The following is a 15,132-nucleotide window of genomic DNA, read 5'->3' as shown; positions in this document are numbered from 1 at the left end:
CGGCCTCGGCTGCTGCTCTGTCTGACTCATGCCTCGGGGGGATTCTCGGGCCACTCCTCGGGGTGGCCGGCCCAGTGCACCTGGGTGGCGTCGTTCGGGTCGAGGTCGGGCCGCTCGCGCCGGACGAACTCCTCGAACTGCTGCTGGTCGGCGCAGGCCCGCAGGGCGGCGGGGGCGTCCTTGTGAGCGACGCTGACCTCCCGGTCGAGGGCGCCGCCGAGCAGCGGACCGACGATCACCGGGGCCTGCGGGTCCGTGGTGGCGTCGTGGGCGGGTATCAGGTGCTCGGGCGCGGTGTGCCCGGTGATGCGTTCGGCGTCGACCCGGTCGGCGGCGTGCAGGGCGAGACCGTAGTCATAGGGGCTGCGGCCCTCGATCTGCTCCATCGGCACACCGGCGGCGCGGGCGTTGGCGATGAGGTTGTCGAGGACGATACGGCTGCGGATGTGGTCGGCGGTGGCGGCTTCGATCCGCCGCAGCCATTCGGCCGGGGGAACGGCCTCGGGCGTCTGCGTGGTGTTGTCCATGCCCGACGCCTGCCCGGGACGCTGTCATGAATGCGCCCGGGTGCGGGGCGCCGGGCTCGGGGCGCGGCTCAGACGACGGGGTGGCCCCCGTCGCCTTCGAGGACCTGCTCGGCGACGCCGTCGTGATCGGCGTCCACCAGGGTCACGTCCGGTCGGCCGTCGCCGGTGGTGTCGAACTCGAACACGTCGGGGGTGCCGTCGCCGGTCGCGTCGACCATCCAGACGTCGGGCTTGCCGTCGCCGTTGGTGTCCGCAGCCAGGACGACCCGGTCGACGTGGTCATTGCTCGGGGCAGGAATCTTGTCAGTCATGCCACACGCCTGCCCGACCACCCCCGGCGGAAACCGCTCCGGGGCGCCGCCGCGTCGTCCGACCACCCGATGGCTACCCGACGTCGATGGCGGTCACGACCGGCACGCCGAAGGGGGCATCCTCGTCGGTGTACCCGGCCGCCCTCAGGGCTGTCCGCGCCGCCGCTTCGGCCTGCTCCCCGGCGGCGTCCCGGTCCTCTGCCTCGACCTCCAGCCGCAGTACGAACCTGGACGCGTCCGGGTCCACGCTCAGCAGGTCGAGGTCTTCGGGTACCGCGCCGACCTCGTCCGGGTCCACCCCCTGAAGCGCGGCCAGGAGCCGGGATCGGGCCTGCTCGTGCAGGGGGTGCTTGAAGGTGCCCGGTACGGTCAGGACGAATCTGCTCATAGCTGGCGTGTAGCCACAAGTGGTGGTGCTGAAACACTCCGAGGCGGTCCCGAGCCGTCCGGGCGTCACCGCGCGGGCGCGGTCAGGGGGCGAGCCGGTTCATGGGCTCGGCCGAGGTGTAGTAGTCGGTGGCGCTCTCCCGGTAGGAGTCCCAGGCGTTCTGGGCGTCCGGCCGGTACCGGGGGGCCTGCTTGGCCTGGGCCCGGCTGCAGGCCAGCACCACGGTCTTGTGCTCCGGGTCGACCTTGGTGATCAGACCGGCCGGGATGGCCAGCTCCTGGCCGAAGACCCAGGGGCCGGTGGTGACGATCAGGTGCGCGCGTCCCGGGTCGTTGTGGGTGCGCAGCACCGTCCCCACCCTGCCGTCACTGGCCCGCACCGTGAAGCCGGTCACGCTCATCCCCAGGGAGCGCCCGGTGTTCTCGCGGTAGTCCCACAGGGCGTCGCTGCTGGCTGTCGTGGGCATCATGGCTCCTCGCCTTCGTCTGAAGCGTCAGGTCTGCGGCTGACGTATGCCCCCGGCTCGGCAGGACAAGCACGCGAGTCGTGCATCCCGATGAACCATGACATCCCGGGCATACAGGGAGAAAGAAGTGATCCCTGCAAGGAGGACGTCATGGCGAAGCACGCGAAGATCACCGAAGGTGACCGGGTGAGCTGGCGGAGCCACGGAAGCACCGCCATCGGCACGGTCAAGCGCAAGCTCACCGGCCGGGGCCGGGCGGCGGGCCGGACGGTCGCCGCCTCGCCGCAGGAGCCGCAGTACGTGGTGGAGAGCGAGAAGTCCGGTGGCACGGCCGTCCACAAGCCGCAGGCCCTGACCAAGCGGGCGAAGAAAGAGCGGAGTTGATCCGGGGAGGCAGCGCTGCGGCGGACTGGTACGGCGGAGCGAACCGCGTGGGGTAGCCTCCTGAACGGTGCTTTCAGGCGGTGGCGAGGGTTGACGACGCCCCAGCCGGCACTGGTCCCCGGAGGGCGGTCCCAGCCGCCCAAGGGCCTGGCGTTCTACGGAGGCGACACTCGATGGCTGGCACGGCAAAGTCCAACAACCCCCGGCCACAGAGCCCCGCCCGCTTCGGCCCCGCCCAGGTCGGCGAGCCGGAGCTGCGCCAGCTGCTGGCGGGCCTGACAGCGGTGCGCGACGGCGACTTCGGCACCCGGCTGCCGGGCGACGCGGACGGCCTGCTGGGCGAGATCGCCACCGTCTTCAACGGCATGGTGGACCAGCTGTCGCTGTTCACCTCCGAGGTCACCCGGGTGGCGCGGGAGGTGGGCACCGAGGGGCAGCTGGGCGGCCAGGCCGAGGTGCCGGGGGTCTCCGGCACCTGGAAGGACCTCACCGACTCGGTCAACGCCATGGCCGGGAACCTCACCAGCCAGGTCCGCGACATCGCCCAGGTGGCCACCGCGGTGGCCAAGGGCGACCTGTCGCAGAAGATCGACGTGGCGGCGCGCGGCGAGATCCTGGAGCTGAAGAACACCGTCAACACCATGGTGGACCAGCTCTCGGCGTTCGCCGACGAGGTCACCCGAGTCGCCCGCGAGGTGGGCAGCGAGGGCCGCCTCGGCGGCCAGGCACAGGTCCCGGGCGTCGCCGGGACGTGGCGTGACCTGACCGACTCGGTCAACTTCATGGCCGGGAACCTCACCGACCAGGTCCGCAACATCGCCCAGGTGACCACGGCGGTGGCCAAGGGCGACCTGTCGCAGAAGATCACCGTGGACGCCCGGGGCGAGATCCTGGAGCTGAAGAACACCGTCAACACCATGGTGGACCAGCTCTCGGCGTTCGCCGACGAGGTCACCCGAGTCGCCCGCGAGGTCGGCACCGAGGGCATCCTCGGCGGCCAGGCGGATGTGAAGGGCGTCTCCGGCACCTGGCGGGACCTGACCGACTCGGTCAACTTCATGGCCGGGAACCTCACCGCCCAGGTCCGCTCGATCGCCCAGGTCGCCACCGCGGTCGCCGACGGCGACCTGTCCCAGAAGATCAACGTCACGGCGCGCGGCGAGATCCTGGAACTGAAGAACACCATCAACACCATGGTCGACCAGCTCTCCTCGTTCGCCGGAGAGGTCACCAGGGTCGCGCGCGAGGTCGGCACCGAGGGGCGCCTGGGCGGCCAGGCGGACGTGCGGGACGTCTCCGGCACCTGGCGTGACCTGACGGAGTCCGTCAACGTCATGGCCGACAACCTGACCGCCCAGGTGCGCTCGATCGCCGAGGTGACCACGGCGGTGGCCAAGGGCGACCTGTCGCAGAAGATCCGGGTGGATGCGCGTGGCGAGATCCTGGAGCTGAAGGAGACCATCAACACGATGGTCGACCAGTTGGGCGCGTTCGCGGACGAGGTCACCCGGGTGGCGCGCGAGGTCGGCACCGAGGGCAACCTCGGCGGCCAGGCCACCGTGCGCGGGGTGTCCGGGACCTGGAAGGACCTGACCGACAACGTCAACGTGATGGCGTCCAACCTGACCGGCCAGGTGCGCTCCATCGCCCAGGTTGCCACCGCCGTCGCCAAGGGCGACCTGTCGCAGAAGATCAACGTGGAGGCCAAGGGCGAGGTCGCCGCGCTGGCCGGGGTGATCAACACCATGGTCGACACCCTGTCGGCCTTCGCCGACGAGGTGACCCGAGTGGCCCGCGAGGTCGGCACCGAGGGCACCCTCGGCGGCCAGGCCCGGGTGCCGAACGTCGCGGGCACCTGGAAGGACCTGACCGACAACGTCAACTTCATGGCGCACAACCTGACCAGCCAGGTCCGGAACATCGCCCAGGTCACCACCGCGGTGGCCAACGGCGACCTGACCCGCAAGATCGACGTGGACGCCCGGGGCGAGATCCTGGAGCTGAAGACCACCATCAACACCATGGTGGACCAGCTGTCCTCCTTCGCCGCCGAGGTCACCCGGGTGGCCCGCGAGGTCGGCAGCGAGGGGCGCCTGGGCGGGCAGGCCGAGGTCGAGGGCGTCTCCGGCACCTGGAAGCGGCTGACCGAGAACGTCAACGAGCTGGCCGGGAACCTCACCCGGCAGGTCCGCGCCATCGCCGAGGTCACCAGCGCGGTCGCGGCCGGCGACCTGACCCGCTCGATCACCGTCGACGCCTCCGGCGAGGTCGCCGACCTCAAGGACAACATCAACTTCATGGTCGAGTCGCTGCGCGAGACCACCTGGGCCAACGAGGAGCAGGACTGGCTGAAGTCCAACCTGGCCCGGATCTCCGGTCTGATGCAGGGGCGCCGTGACCTGCCCGTGGTCGCCGAACTGATCATGGACGAGCTCACCCCGCTGGTATCGGCCCAGTACGGCGCCTTCTACCTGGCCGAGGAGACCGGCTCGGAGACCTACCTCAACCTGATCGGCTCCTACGCACACCCCGACGAGGCAGCAGGCACCCGCTTCAAGCTGGGCCAGTCCTTCGTCGGCCAGGCCGCGCGCAGCAAGCGCACCATCGCCGTGGACAACCTGCCGCCCGGCTACGCCACCATCTCCTCCGGCCTGGGGCGCACCGAGCCGGTCTCCCTGGTCGTGCTGCCCATCGTGGTCGAGGAGCAGGTGCTGGGCGTCATCGAACTGGCCACCGTCCAGGCGTTCACCCAGGTCCACCGCGACTTCCTGGAGCAGCTGCGGGAGGCCATCGGCGTCAACGTCAACACCATCATCGCCAACGCCCGCACCGACGAACTGCTCGGCGAGTCCCAGCGGCTGACCGCCGAACTGCAGACCCGCTCCGAGGAACTCCAGGCCCGGCAGGAGGAGTTGCAGTCCTCCAATGCGGAACTGGAGGACAAGGCCGAGCTGTTGGCAGCGCAGAACCGCGACATCGAGACCAAGAACCTGGAGATCGAGCAGGCCCGCCAGGAACTCGAGGACCGCGCCCACCAGTTGGCCCTGGCCTCCAAGTACAAGTCGGAGTTCCTGGCCAACATGAGCCATGAGCTGCGCACGCCGCTCAACAGCCTGCTGATCCTGGCCCAGTTGCTGGCCCAGAACCCCTCCAGGAACCTGACCGCCAAGCAGGTCGAGTACGCGGGCATCATCCACTCGGCCGGTTCGGACCTGCTGCAGCTCATCAATGACATCCTGGACCTGTCCAAGGTCGAGGCCGGCAAGATGGACGTCAACCCCGAACGCATCCCGCTGCGCAAGCTCCTCGACTACGTCGAGGCCACGTTCCGGCCGCTGACCAGCCAGAAAAGCCTGTCGTTCCACGTGAAGACCGCTCCCAATGTGGCGACCGAACTGCTCACGGACGACTACCGGTTGCGTCAGGTGCTGCGCAATCTGCTGTCCAACGCGGTGAAGTTCACCGAGAACGGCAGCGTCGAGCTGCGGATCGAGATGGTCCAGGAGTCGCGTGCGCCGGAGACCGCGCGGCGCGGCGGCCCGGTGGTCGCCTTCCGGGTGGTGGACACCGGGATCGGCATCGCCGCCCAGCACCTGGAGACCGTCTTTGGGGCCTTCCAGCAGGCCGACGGCACCACCAGCCGCAAGTACGGCGGGACGGGGCTGGGCCTGTCGATCAGCCGGGAGATCGCGTTCCTCCTGGGCGGGGCGATCACCGCCGAGAGCGTCCTGGGGGAGGGCAGCACCTTCACGCTCTACCTGCCGGTCGCGCGGCCAGACTTCGCGGAACTGACCGTGGAGCGGACCAGGGCCGCGCTGGAGGCCGACCCCACTCCCGGCCCCGAGGCGGGCGTGGAGAAGGTGATCAACGTGACGGCGGACCACGTCCAGCCGCAGCCCAAGCGCCTGCTGGTCATCGAGGAGCGGTCGCGCGGCCTGCTGTCGCTGGTCGCCGAGAGCGCCGTGGCCGACCTGGCCGCCCACGCGAACCTGAACGGTCCGCGCGGCCCGGTGGAGATGATCACCGCGGTGGGCGCGCAGGAGGCGGCAGCCGCGCTGGCCGCCACCCCCTGCCACTGCGTCATCCTCGAACTGGACCTGGCCGACGGCGCCGCCATGGGCCTGCTCGCCTCGATGGAAAGCGACCCGATGCTGCAGGGCGTGCCGGTGCTGGCGCACAGCAACCGGCGGTTGGCCGCCGGGCAGGAACGGGCCCTGCAGGAGCGCGCCGCCTCCCAGCCGATCGAACTCATCTCCAGCCTCGACGAGTTGCGTGAGCGCATCGCCCTCTACCTCAGCGCCGACCAGCCCGGCGACGTGCTTCCCCTGGTCCGTGCCGAGGAGGCCGCCGGGGCGTTCACCCAGGACATCGACGGCTCGCTCGCGGGGCGCACCGTGCTGGTGGTCGACGACGACGACCGCAACCTCTACGCCATCACCGGCATCCTCGAACTCCACGGAGTGCGGGTGCTGCAGGCGGAGAACGGCCGGGCCGCCATCGACGCCCTCGCGGAGCACGCCGAGATCGACGTGATCCTCATGGACGTGATGATGCCGGAGATGGACGGCTACGCGGCCACCGCGGCGATCCGGACGATGCCGGAACACGCGACCCTGCCGATCATCGCCGTCACCGCCAAGGCCATGATCGGGGACCGGGAGAAGAGTCTGGCCTCCGGCGCGAGCGACTACGTCACCAAGCCCGTGGACGCGAGAGAGTTGATCGCCCGCATCAAGCGGCACCTGCCCGCATAGCACCCGTCGAGCCGTCAACGTCATACCCGAGGAGCAGCGTCGTGCAGAGCCCCCAACAGCCCGGGGACCGCGAGAACGGAACAGAGCAGGGCGTTGTTCCGCCCGGGCTGGGGGCATGGGCGGCGCACGACCTGGTCGTGCCCGGGGAGCCGGACGGCCTGTCCGGGCATGAGACGGGGGCTCTGGGACGCCTGGCCGACACCGTCGAATGGCTGCGTGCCGAACTGCAGCAGGCGCATGCGGAGTCCGACGGCCGGGCCCTGGTCGAACTGGCGACGGGTGTGCTGGTCGAGCGGCTGGGCTGCACCCCCCGGCAGGCGGCAGGACAGCTGGAGGCCCTGGCCGACCAGGCCGGGCTCTCCACCCTGGAACTGGCCGCCGACCTGGTCAACCAGGCGTCCCGGGACCAGATCGCGGACATGGCGCGGCACTTCGTCGCGGCCGTCGCCGACCCCGCGCCCACTCCCTCGGTGAGCCTTCGGCTGCGCAGCGCCGAAGCCGGCACGCTGACAGCGGGCGACGCGCAGGCCGTGGCCCAGGCGATCTTCGAACACGCCCTGAAGCCCTTGGGCGCGAGCGCGGTCGCCATCTGGGCAGCCCACGCCGACCAGTCCCTCTCCCTCGTCGGCAGCGCCGGCTTCACTACCGACGAACCGGCGCGCTGGCGCCACGTCCCTCCGGGCGTCCCCACCCCTGCCCGGCAGGCCCTCAACAACCGGGTGGCAACCGGCTACGACACCCTCGGTGACGCCTCCCTGCCGTCCATCGGCCAGCGGGAGCTGAGCGGGGGCCGGCTGGCCGTTCCGGCCGGTACCGGCGGACGCATCACCGGGGTGCTGGAAATCTGCTGGCACGACCCGCTGCCGGAGCAACCGCAGTCGCTGCAAAGGCAGTTCGAGGTGCTCGCGCAACTGTGCGCGACCGCCCTGGATTCCGCACCCTCCACGGACGTGCAGACCCAGACCGGCCGGGGCCAGGACCCCCGCCTCACCGAACTGCTGGAACTCACCGACGGCCTCCACGATCCCTGCCTGATCCTGGAACCGCTCCTGGACGCGGCCGACATCCCGGTCAACTTCCATATCCGGCACCTCAATCCGAGTTTCGTGGACTTCGCCGGACGGCCGCGGAACCTCATCGCCGGTGCCTCCCTGCTGGCGGCGTACCCGCTCTCGGCCGAGCCCGGGGGCCTCTACGAGAAGGTCGAACACGTCCTGGCGACCGGCGAGCCGTTCCGTGCCGAGCAGATGACGCTGACCGCCCTGGTCGACGGCGTCGCGCTCAACACCCAGGCAGGGGTGAGCATCAGCCGGCAGGGGACGTTCGTGGTGGTCATCTGGAGGCTCAGCGAAGGAACCCCCCAGGTGGCCCGGCTGCTGCAGCACGCCCAACGGCTGGGCCGGATCGGCGGGTTCGAGGAGAGCCTGCACACCCAGGAGATCGCCTGGAACGACACCGTCTACGACCTCTACGGCCTGCCCCCCACCGCCCAGCCCATCGCCCTGGAACGGCTGCCGGCCCACGCCCATCCGGACGACGCGCACTCCATCGGGCGCTTCCTGCGGACCCTGCTGCACCACATGCGTCCGGCCTCGACGGCCTTCCGGCTGCAGCGTGCCGACGGCATCAGCCGCTACATCCGGGTCGTGGCCGAACCGGTCCTGGATGACGACGGCCGGATCGCCGCCATTCGTGGCGCCTACCAGGACGTCTCGGCCCAGCACTGGACCGAGGTCGCCCTGGCCGCAACCCGCGACCAGCTCGCCCACACCGAGCAGCAGGCCGCGGAGCAGAGCCGGCTCGCCCTCCAGCTCCAGCACGCCATCATGCCGCCCAACCGCGGCCCCCTGGACCTGAACGACCTGCGCGTCGCCGTCCGCTACCGGCCCGCCGAGACGAACCACAAGGTCGGCGGCGACTGGTACGACGCGGTCGCCCTGCCCACCGGCCACGTCCTCCTGTGCGTGGGCGACGTCGCCGGTCACGGCATCAAGGCCGCCACCGGCATGGTGGCCCTGCGCAACGCCCTGCGCGGACTGGCCGCCACCGGGGCCGGCCCCGCCCAACTCCTGGCCTGGCTCAACACCGTCACCCACCATCTGACCGACAACGTCACCGCCACCGCCATCTGCGGCATATACCGCCCCGACACCCGCCGGCTCCGCTGGGCCCGGGCCGGCCACCTGCCGCCCGTCCTACTGCGCGAAGGCCATGCGCGGACCCTGTCCAACATCAGCGGCATCCTCCTGGGCGCCATCGCCCACGCGGAGTACGAGGAGGGCGAGATCCAGCTGGAGACCGGGGACACCCTGATGCTGTACACCGACGGCCTGATCGAGCGCCGCGACCGCTCGGTGCAGGAATCCATCAACAACCTCCTGAAGACGGCGCAGTCCGCCCCCGTCGTCAACGACGCGAAGGACGTCGACCGGCAGCTCGACCACCTGCTGCTGTACAGCCACGCGGACACCGACGACGACACCTGCCTCATCGGCGTGAGCGTGGTCTGAGGCCGGTACCGCAGCGGGGCGGGGAGTCCCGTCAGGCCCGGGCGCGATCCTCCTGCGGAGGGGCGGTGTCGGCGAGGTCGAGGCGCCAGTCGTTGCTGCGGATCAGGGTGCCGCTGTTCGCCGGGTACTCGAAGTCGCAGGCGCCCAGCAGTACGAAGCCCAGGCGGCCGCACAGCGCGTTGGAGGGGGCGTTGCGCACGGACGGGAAAGCGTGCAGCTCCTGCGGCGCGCCGGGCAGCAGCGCGGCCGTGCGGACGACCGTGATCAGGGCTGCCCCGGCGGCAGCGGCGAGGCCGCGGCCCTGGTAGGGCGGCAGCACGTTCCAGCCGGCCTCGTAGACCTGCCGGCCCTGCCAGTCGCGCCGGTGGTAGACGATGCTGCCGACCGCCTCGTCGCCCAGCCGGACCACGAACATGCACCCACGGCCGGTGCCCTGCAGGGCGAGGTACCGCCCGTGCCGGGCGAGCAGCCTGTCCTCCGGTTCGGGACCGCCGACGTGGTGGCGCATCTGCGGCGTGTTGATCCGTCGCAGGAGGGCGAGCGCGGATTCCGACCAGGGCTCGAGGTGGACGTCCATGGTGTGCAGCCTTGCAGCTCGCGGGGCCGGGGTGCATCTCGTTTCCGGTGCCGGGGCCGGAAGGCGGGCAAGTATGAAAATCACGTTACGGATGGGGCTGCGGAGCCGGGGGCCGGGGCGGGCCCCGGCACAGGTGTCCCCTAGGGAGCGCTTGGCGCAGGGGGCCGCGCGGGCCGGGGTGCGGGTGATCGTGCACGTCACAGCTGTGCCGGAGGGGTGTCGGCGGGCTGCTAGCGTGTTCGCCATGAGTCCTGCCCTGTTGACGAGTCGACGAGCGGTCGACCACGTCCAGGTCGTCAGCTCGCCGTGTCGCTGTCGTTGTCGCTGCTGTTGTTGCTGTCGCTGACCTCCTCACGACACCGCACGGCCCCTTGAGCGCCCCGCAGCCCGGCTGCGCGGTTGCGCCCGCCCACCCCTCCGCGATCCGGTAGCGATCGGCCCTCGCCGGTCGTCGATCCCGTCCGTCCAGGTGTGCGTACGCGTGCCGCGGCCATGTCTGCCCGCTGCCAGAAAACCCCCTTCCCGAAGCACGGGAACAACACACCGGAGGTACTTGTCATGGCTGAGCCATCCCTGTCGAACGGAACCCCCGAGCCGTCGGCCGACGAGCCGCAGCTGCCCTCGCGCGGCCCCGGCCGCAGCCGCGTGGCCTGGATCGCGTCCACCGCGCTGGCCCTGGTCGTCGCCCTGGTCGTCGGCCTGGTCCTGGCGAACTCCGGCAGCTCCGGCGGCGGCTCGAAGACGGTGAGCATCGGCGTCACCGACGCCTCCCAGCCCTACTGGAAGACCTACACAGAGCTGGCCAAGAAGCAGCTCGGCATCACTGTGAAGATCGTCAACTTCAGCGACTACAGCCAGCCCAACCCGGCGCTGAAGCAGGGCCAGCTCGACCTCAACGAGTTCCAGCACATCCAGTACCTGGCCAACTACAACGCCACCGCGCACGACGACCTCCAGCCGATCGGCGCCACCGCGGTCTACCCGCTGCCCCTGTACTCCCTGAAGTACGCCAAGCCGGCCGCCCTGCCGGACGCCGCGAAGGTGGCGATCCCCAACGACGCCATCAACGAGGCCCGCGGCCTGCTGGTGCTCCAGGCCGCCGGGCTGCTCACCCTCAAGGACGGCGGCACCGCGTTCTCCACCACCGCCGACATCGAGACCCACAAGGTCGCCGTCACCACACTCGACGCCTCGCAGACCGCGACCGCCCTGCTCAACGGCTCGGTGGCGGCCGCGATCGTGAACAACAACTACGCCACCAGCGCCAAGCTCTCGAGCTCGCAGGCGATCTTCCAGGACGACCCGGCCAGCCCCAGCGCCGCGCCCTACGTGAACATCTTCGTCGCCCGCAAGGCCGACGCGGACAACCCGACGTACCTGAAGCTCGCCGCGCTCTACCACGACCCGTCCATCGAGAAGGGCGTCCAGGCGGCCAACGGCGGCACCGCCGTGTTCCGCGACGTCCCGGCCGCCCAGTTGCAGTCCGAGCTGGCGACCGTGGAGCAGCAGGCCAAGGCCGCGCAGCAGTAACCCGCCGCCCGCCCGCGCCCGGCGGCACAGCAACCCACGCGCCCCCCACACCGGGGCGCCCAGCAGAACCGGCACGGCCCGGCGGCCGCAGCAACGCCGCCGGGCCGGACCGGAGTTAGGGAACCCGATGCCCGCGAACAGCCGGCCGACCCCCGCGCCCGCACCGGTGCACGTACGCTTCGACCACGTCGGCAAGACCTTCCCCGGCAAGGGGCGCAAGGCCCCGCCGCAGGTGGTGCTCGACGACGTCAGCCTGGAGATCCGCCGAGGCGAGGTGTTCGGCGTCATCGGCCACTCGGGCGCCGGCAAGAGCACACTGGTACGGCTGATCAACGGCCTGGAGACGCCCACCACCGGCCGCGTCCACGTCGGCTCGCACGACCTGACCACGCTCGGCGAACGCGGCCGGCGCGAGGTGCGGCGCGACATCGGCATGGTCTTCCAGCAGTTCAACCTCTTCCGCTCGCGCACGGTCGCCGGCAACGTCGCCTACCCGCTGAAGGTCGCCGGCGTGCGCCAACCCGAACGCGACCGGCGGGTGGCGCGGCTGCTGGACTTCGTCGGGCTGCTCGACCGCGCCCACGACCACCCCGAGCAGCTGTCCGGCGGCCAGAAGCAGCGGGTGGGCATCGCCCGCGCGCTCGCCACCGAGCCCTCGCTGCTGCTGGCGGACGAGGCGACCAGCGCCCTGGACCCGGAGACCACCGGTGAGGTGCTGGCCCTGCTGCGCCAGGTCAACCGCGACCTCGGGGTCACCATCGTGATCATCACCCATGAACTGGACGTCATCCGCTCGGTCGCCGACCGGGTCGCGGTGCTCGACTCCGGCCGGGTGGTCGAGACCGGCACCGCCTACGACGTCCTGGCCCGGTCGCAGACCGAGGCCGCCGCGCGCTTCGTCCGCACGACGCTGCGCGACCGCCCCTCGCCGCAGACCCTGGCCCGGCTGCGCGCCGCGCACCCCGGCCGGCTGATCACCGTCCAGGTGCGCGACCAGGCGGGCTTCCAGACCCGGCTGGCCCGCCGGTTCCTGGACCACCAGGTGGCCGCGGACATCGTGTTCGGCGGCATCAGCGAGATCCAGGAACGGCCGGTCGGCAGCCTGACCTTCGAACTGACCGGCCCCGACGGCGCCGTGGACGCAGCCCTGCAGGCGCTGCGCGCGGACGGCGTCGACCTCGTCGAGGAAGAAGCCTGACATGCACGAGTTCCTCACCAACCTGTCGGTCTTCCGCGAGGCGATCGGCCAGACCTTCTACATCGTCAGCATCTCGCTGGTGGTCGGCGGTGTGCTCGGCCTGGCCCTCGGCCTGGTGCTGTACGCGACGCGCCCGGGCAGCCTGCTGGCCAACCGAGCGGTCTTCCTGATCGTCAACGTGCTGGTCAACGTGGTCCGGCCGGTGCCGTTCGTCATCTTCATCACCGCGATCCAGCCGTTGATGCTGCACGCCATCGGCACCACCATCGGCACCAACGCGGTCACCTTCGCGCTGTCGCTGTCGGCGGCGTTCGCCATCAGCCGGATCGTCGAGCAGAACCTGCTCACCGTGGACCCCGGCGTGGTGGAGGCCGCCCGGGCCACCGGCGCCCGACCGGTCGGCATCCTGCTGACGGTGCTGATCCCCGAGGCACTGGGCCCGCTGATCCTCGGCTACACGTTCATCTTCATCGCCGTGGTCGACATGTCCGCCCAGGCCGGCCTCTTCGGCGGCGGCGGCCTCGGCGACTTCGCCATCACCTACGGCTCGCAGCGCTACAACTGGCCGGTCGTCTACATCACCGTGGCGACGATCGTCGTCATCGTCCAGGCCGGCCAGTTCCTCGGCAACTGGCTGGCCCGCCGCGCCCTGCGCCGCTGAGGGAAACGGTCTAGTGTCGGACGTATGCGCATCGTCATTGCTGGTGGTCATGGTCAGATCGCACTGCGGCTGGAAGGGCTGCTCCGCGCGCGTGGGGACGAGGTCGCGGGGTTCATCCGCAAACCGGAGCAGTCGGACGACCTGCTGGCTGCGGGGGCCCAGCCGGTGGTGTGCGACCTGGAGTCAGCCTCGGTCGAGGAGGTCGCCCGGCATCTGCGCGGCGCCGACGCGCTGGTCTTCGCCGCCGGGGCCGGGCCCGGCAGCGGTGTGGAGCGCAAGGACACGGTGGACCGTGGCGCGTGTGCGCTCTGTGCGGACGCAGCCGAGGCCGCCGGGGTGCGGCGGCTGATCGTGGTCTCGGCGATGGGCGCCGACGACGAGCCCCCGCAGGACATGGACCCGGTCTTCGCCGCCTACCTGCGCGCCAAGGGCGCCGCCGACGCGGACGTCCGGGCGCGGGCCGGGCTCGACTGGACCGTCCTGCGCCCCGGGCGGCTGACCGACGACGTCGGCACCGGCCGGGTCCGCCTCGCCGAGTCAACCGGACGCGGCGCGGTCACGCGCGACGACGTGGCCGCCGTGCTCGTGGCCCTGCTGGACGAACCACGGACAGCGGGAAGGACGCTCGAGCTGATCGGCGGGGACGTGCCGGTCGGCGAGGCGGTGCAGGCCGTCGTCGGCTGACGTTGCGGGTGCCCGGGCCCGACAGATCTGACAACCAGGGGTTGACATCGTCAACCTCTGGTTGTCACTATTGAGCATGGCAGACATCAGGGATCTCTCCGCGTACCAGTCGACCTTCGACCGCATCAAGGACGTGCGGGCGCAGGCCATCCACCACACGCGCCTGGCACGGCAGTTCTCCGCCGAGCGACGCGACCTCATGCAGGGCCTCATCGACCAGGGCGTGTCGCAGGCCGACATCGCCAGGGAGTTGGGCGTGACGCGCCAGGCCATCCAGAAGATGCTCGCCTGCTAGCGGATGCGCTCCGAGAGCGCCGACGAAAGGATGGACGGTTCCGTGCAGCCCCATGCGATCATCTTCCACGGAACGGGCGGAAGCCCCGAGGTCTGCTGGTACCCCTGGCTGGGGCGGCAGTTGGCCGAGCGGGGATACCGCGTCGAGATTCCGCACTACCCCGGCCTGAACGTCGAGCCCATCGCGTCGTTCCTGCCCACGGTCCTGTCCCGGCACGCATTCGATGAGAGCACGGTGCTGGTCGGGCACTCCGGAGGCGCCGCCCTGCTCCTCGCGGTCCTGCAGCACATCGATGTGACGGTAGCTCAGGCCGTGCTCGTCGCCGGATACTCCACCAGGCCGAACACCGAGGACGAACCCGTCCTCCAGGACACCTACGACTGGGCGGCGATCAAAGCCCACGCACGTGACCTGTACTTCATCAACTCCGTGCAGGATCCGTACGGTTGTGATGACAGGCAGGGCCGTGCCATGTTCGAACGGCTGGGCGGCACGCAGATCGTCCGCGACGACGGGCACTTCGGCGACCACAACCAGCCTTATCCGACCTTCGATCTGCTCGACCGACTGATCAACTGAGCTTTTCGGCAGTGCTGTTGGCGTTGACGGGACGCACTGAGGGGGCCGTCCCGGTGCGGGCGGCCCCCTCGGTGGGGAGTGCGGGGATTACCAGCGGTACCAACGGCCGCCGCCGGAGCCCCGGAAGGCGAACCCGAGGACCCAGAACACCAGCACCACGATGGCGACCCACCAGAGAATATGCAGAGCGAAACCGGCACCACCCAGGATCAGGGCGAGCAGCAGAACCAGCAGAAGTGCACCCATTGTCTTCCTCCTTCGTCCACCC

15 protein-coding genes are annotated in these 15,132 nt (G+C 70.7%); 9 read left to right on the top strand and 6 right to left on the bottom strand.

The genetic code is table 11. The features are described from left to right. Window positions 1–26: 26 nt before the first annotated feature. The 4 genes from GXW83_RS18205 to GXW83_RS18190 all read right to left on the bottom strand — a co-directional run bounded on the left by GXW83_RS18205 (window position 27) and on the right by GXW83_RS18190 (window position 1,692). The gene (locus GXW83_RS18205; protein ID WP_182444096.1) at window positions 27–527 is read right to left on the bottom strand and encodes a hypothetical protein; all 501 of its coding nucleotides are present in this window, start codon (window positions 525–527) and stop codon (window positions 27–29) included. Between the two features lie 68 nt (window positions 528–595). Next, window positions 596–838 (bottom strand): hypothetical protein, encoded by a 243-nt coding sequence (locus GXW83_RS18200; RefSeq protein ID WP_182444095.1) that lies wholly within the window; start codon window positions 836–838, stop codon window positions 596–598. Window positions 839–911: 73 nt separating this feature from the next. Then, window positions 912–1,226, bottom strand: a complete 315-nt coding sequence (locus tag GXW83_RS18195; protein ID WP_182444094.1) for a hypothetical protein — start codon at window positions 1,224–1,226, stop codon at window positions 912–914. A gap of 82 nt (window positions 1,227–1,308) precedes the next feature. Next, the gene (locus tag GXW83_RS18190; RefSeq protein WP_182444093.1) at window positions 1,309–1,692 is read right to left on the bottom strand and encodes a PRC-barrel domain containing protein; all 384 of its coding nucleotides are present in this window, start codon (window positions 1,690–1,692) and stop codon (window positions 1,309–1,311) included. Between the two features lie 150 nt (window positions 1,693–1,842). On the opposite strand from GXW83_RS18190, the gene GXW83_RS18185 reads away from it, so the two are divergent. From GXW83_RS18185 to GXW83_RS18175, 3 genes are all read left to right on the top strand, one after another. Continuing rightward, the gene (locus GXW83_RS18185; protein WP_182444092.1) at window positions 1,843–2,076 is read left to right on the top strand and encodes a DUF2945 domain-containing protein; all 234 of its coding nucleotides are present in this window, start codon (window positions 1,843–1,845) and stop codon (window positions 2,074–2,076) included. Between the two features lie 173 nt (window positions 2,077–2,249). Further along, the gene (locus GXW83_RS18180) at window positions 2,250–6,830 is read left to right on the top strand and encodes a HAMP domain-containing protein (protein ID WP_182444091.1); all 4,581 of its coding nucleotides are present in this window, start codon (window positions 2,250–2,252) and stop codon (window positions 6,828–6,830) included. Window positions 6,831–6,871: 41 nt separating this feature from the next. Continuing rightward, the gene (locus tag GXW83_RS18175) at window positions 6,872–9,340 is read left to right on the top strand and encodes a SpoIIE family protein phosphatase (protein ID WP_370466729.1); all 2,469 of its coding nucleotides are present in this window, start codon (window positions 6,872–6,874) and stop codon (window positions 9,338–9,340) included. 31 nt (window positions 9,341–9,371) lie between these two features. On the opposite strand, the gene GXW83_RS18170 is transcribed toward GXW83_RS18175, so the two are convergent. Further along, the gene (locus GXW83_RS18170) at window positions 9,372–9,917 is read right to left on the bottom strand and encodes a GNAT family N-acetyltransferase (protein ID WP_182444090.1); all 546 of its coding nucleotides are present in this window, start codon (window positions 9,915–9,917) and stop codon (window positions 9,372–9,374) included. Between the two features lie 558 nt (window positions 9,918–10,475). Here GXW83_RS18170 and GXW83_RS18165 point away from each other — a divergent pair. The 6 genes from GXW83_RS18165 (at window position 10,476) to GXW83_RS18140 (ending at window position 14,864) form a co-directional block, all read left to right on the top strand. Beyond that, window positions 10,476–11,447, top strand: a complete 972-nt coding sequence (locus GXW83_RS18165) for a MetQ/NlpA family ABC transporter substrate-binding protein (RefSeq protein WP_182444089.1) — start codon at window positions 10,476–10,478, stop codon at window positions 11,445–11,447. Between the two features lie 127 nt (window positions 11,448–11,574). Continuing rightward, window positions 11,575–12,645: a methionine ABC transporter ATP-binding protein gene (locus GXW83_RS18160; protein ID WP_182444088.1), complete on the top strand. Its 1,071-nt coding sequence runs from the start codon at window positions 11,575–11,577 to the stop codon at window positions 12,643–12,645. A gap of 1 nt (window position 12,646) precedes the next feature. Beyond that, window positions 12,647–13,306 (top strand): methionine ABC transporter permease, encoded by a 660-nt coding sequence (locus GXW83_RS18155; protein WP_182444087.1) that lies wholly within the window; start codon window positions 12,647–12,649, stop codon window positions 13,304–13,306. Window positions 13,307–13,330: 24 nt separating this feature from the next. Continuing rightward, window positions 13,331–13,990 carry an SDR family oxidoreductase gene (locus GXW83_RS18150; protein ID WP_182444086.1) on the top strand — a complete coding sequence of 220 codons (660 nt, stop codon included), beginning with the start codon at window positions 13,331–13,333 and terminating at the stop codon, window positions 13,988–13,990. Window positions 13,991–14,066: 76 nt separating this feature from the next. Beyond that, a complete protein-coding gene (locus tag GXW83_RS18145; RefSeq protein WP_182444085.1) occupies window positions 14,067–14,285 on the top strand; it encodes a hypothetical protein in 219 nt (72 codons plus the stop codon). 3 nt (window positions 14,286–14,288) lie between these two features. Continuing rightward, entirely contained in the window at window positions 14,289–14,864 is a 576-nt protein-coding gene (locus GXW83_RS18140) for an alpha/beta hydrolase (RefSeq protein ID WP_225447076.1), read from the top strand. 87 nt (window positions 14,865–14,951) lie between these two features. Here the strand turns inward: GXW83_RS18140 and GXW83_RS18135 are convergent, their stop codons facing one another. After that, the gene (locus GXW83_RS18135) at window positions 14,952–15,110 is read right to left on the bottom strand and encodes a hydrophobic protein (RefSeq protein ID WP_182444084.1); all 159 of its coding nucleotides are present in this window, start codon (window positions 15,108–15,110) and stop codon (window positions 14,952–14,954) included. Window positions 15,111–15,132: the final 22 nt, after the last annotated feature.

The organism is Streptacidiphilus sp. PB12-B1b (genome assembly GCF_014084125.1).
Classification (GTDB): Bacteria; Actinomycetota; Actinomycetes; order Streptomycetales; family Streptomycetaceae; genus Streptacidiphilus.
The sequence above is the reverse complement of the archived record's forward strand: the minus strand, read 5'-3'. Positions and strand labels throughout refer to the sequence as shown.